The sequence below is a fragment of the Rhodopirellula maiorica SM1 genome, from assembly GCF_000346295.1.
GTDB classification, from domain to species: Bacteria; Planctomycetota; Planctomycetia; order Pirellulales; family Pirellulaceae; genus Novipirellula; species Novipirellula maiorica.
On record NZ_ANOG01000657.1, the window covers coordinates 1 to 2,653 of the forward strand.

Here is a 2,653-nt window from a genome sequence, read left to right on the forward strand (position 1 = left end):
GACTTTACTGTTTTCCTAAGCCAGCTTCGGTATTGCCACCCAGTTCAAGTGCATAGGGATCCCACACGGGCATTTCGTTTTCGCTGATCCCCATGCCCAACGCCGTATTGCGCCCGAGGTGTTGATCGGGGAAAAAGAAGACACGGTCACCGCGTTCGTATGCCCACTCCATCACCGCACGAGCATTGCTGCTGGTGCAGACGATTCCACCATGGCGACCGCAGAACGCTTTCAAGCTAGCGGCACTGTTGATGTACGTCACCGGGATGACGCGATCGGTATCGATCACTTCGGACATGTCTTCCCATGCCTCTTCGACTTGCTTGATCGCTGCCATGTCGGCCATCGAACAGCCCGCGGCCATGTCGGGCAGCAGCACGGTGACGCGCTGGCCATCTCGCTGAGCCAATTTCTCGGGGCGATTTGCCAAGATGTCGGCGGTTTCGGCCATGAAGTGAACACCACAGAAAACGATGGTGCGGCAGGTCCGGCTGGCCGCAGCCATTTCGCTCAACTTGTAGCTATCGCCGCGAAGATCGGTATGCGCGATCACTTCGTCTTGTTGGTAGTGGTGTCCCAAAATCAGAAGCGAATCGCCTAGCTCGGATCGAACGGCTTCGATGCGGGCTTGCAATTCTTCGGGCTGAAGCGTGCGGTAAGACGCCAGCGAGTGGATCGCGTCTTGGTCATGTTGGGTGATGGTCGCGTTCAACGGATATCCTTCGATAACAAAAAAGCAGTGGGCAATCTCAGCCGCATCACGGCAGTACGCCTCTATTGATTCTACCCCGAAACCCCACATTTGATCGATGGGCCTTGCCGGCGGCGATTATTCAGATTCGCCCTGCTCGGCAATTTTCTCTTTCAGCAATCGCACCGCAGTGTGATAGATCTCGACCTCAGGAGCCAATTCGGCGGCTTTTTCCAGTTGAGACAACGCTTCGCCGTATTTCCCGGCCTGATATAACGCTAATCCGTAACGGTATTGCAGATGAGCGTTATCAGGAACCAAGCTGGCATCTCGGGCGATCAGCGGCAATTCGGCTGCACGAAGCTGCTTGGCGAGCGCGGTCATTTCACCGGCTTGCGGCCCATTGCCCTGAGCCAACGTATCCAACAATTCGGCAAAATTGGACCTAGCCCCGGTCGTGTTCGGCTCGACACGGATCGCATCCTGATACGATTCGATCGATTCGCCGTAGCGGCCAAGTTGCTCGGCCAATGCCGCCCACATCATGTGCGCGCCCGCTCGGTCCGCCGTGTTCATCAAAGTTGCCTTGACACTGCGAGCGGCCAATTCGACTTGGCTTCGTTTTGTCTCGTCCAGTTGCCGCACAGCACCGGTCGCGATGATCACGCGAGTCGCCTCGTCACGCACCGGTTTCATTTCGTCCTCGAGCAATGGAAACAGATCCTTCGCAATCCGCTCGGGCGATGCCATCATGTAAACCGTCACCGCGGCCGTGCGAACCAACGGATGCTCGGCCTCTTTCTTTAACAGCTCACGCGCAACCGGCAACGCCTCGGCGACTCCTGCTTGACCAAGCTCGGATAATGCGGTGGCGCGAGCGTACGCAGGAACCTTATCGTCCGTCTCCGTGACCAAGCTAACCATGGCATCGACCGCCCCAGGTTCGCCAGCACGAAACGCAGCGAACGCTTCGCCGAAATGCGGCGGCGTCGCGCGTTGTTCGCCATACCATTTATCGCAAGCATCATCACACCACTGATCGACTTTGGCGACCGCATCGGCAACGTCCTCGTTACCCATCTCGGCCAACCGCAACCAATCGGCGTACTGGTCGATTTTTTCGAGTGTCGCCGGATCCAACTCGTTGCGAACGTCTTCGATGTGACAGCTGCTGCACGCGTTGGGTGTTCCGATTTTCACGGACAAATCGGGTCGTGGAATCCGCAAACTGTGGTCACGTCGTGGATCGACTTCCATATACGTCGTGTGCGGCATATGGCAATTCACGCACATCGCCCCGGCCGTCCCAGGCACATGATGGTGATGCGACGGCACATCGTATTTGCCCGCAGCATGTTGGTGGCACGATGTGCAAGTTTCGTTGCCTTTGTGTTTTAGCTCCAACGAGTGTGGATCGTGACAATCGCTGCAGCGGATGTTCTTGTGATACATCTTGCTTTGAATAAACGAACCAAACACGTAGACTTCGTCTTTGATTTGCCCATCGGCATGATAGGTCGCGGGACTCATCAGCTCCAACGCATAGTGGTCGAAATAGGTGTCGCCACCGTGAAAGTTCCCGTCCAAGACACCACGTCGACTGTGGCACGGAGCACACGTTTCGATTTGCGGTTGGTTGCTTTCGCCTTTTAGTTTGGTCAGCCCGTAACCGTAGCGGCGGTCCCAGAACAGCGATTTGCTGGTGGCAAGTTCCACATGCAGGCTGCCGGGACCATGACAGGCTTCGCAGCTGACATCGATCTCGGAAAACGTCGTATGGTAGCGGTTCGCTTTCGGATCAAAATTGGTTTTCAGATTCGTTGAATGGCAATCGGCGCACATCGTTTGCCAACGCTGTGCAATTCCAGTCCAATGCAGCGGATCATTGGGTTCGAGTTTGTCGTTGACGTCAGGCGGACGCAGATAGAACCATCGCTTCGCTTTGGTGTCCCAGCTAATCCT

At 56.0% G+C, this 2,653-nt stretch carries 1 protein-coding gene and 1 pseudogene; both read right to left on the minus strand.

What is annotated here, in order from left to right; translation table 11 throughout:
- Nucleotides 1-25: 25 nt before the first annotated feature.
- Nucleotides 26-712, minus strand: a pseudogene (gene nadA, locus RMSM_RS21070) (quinolinate synthase NadA); the annotation flags it as partial.
- 117 nt (nt 713-829) lie between these two features.
- Nucleotides 830-2,653 (minus strand): multiheme c-type cytochrome (locus tag RMSM_RS21075; RefSeq protein ID WP_040768674.1); only part of this gene is annotated, 1,824 nt, incomplete at its 5' end.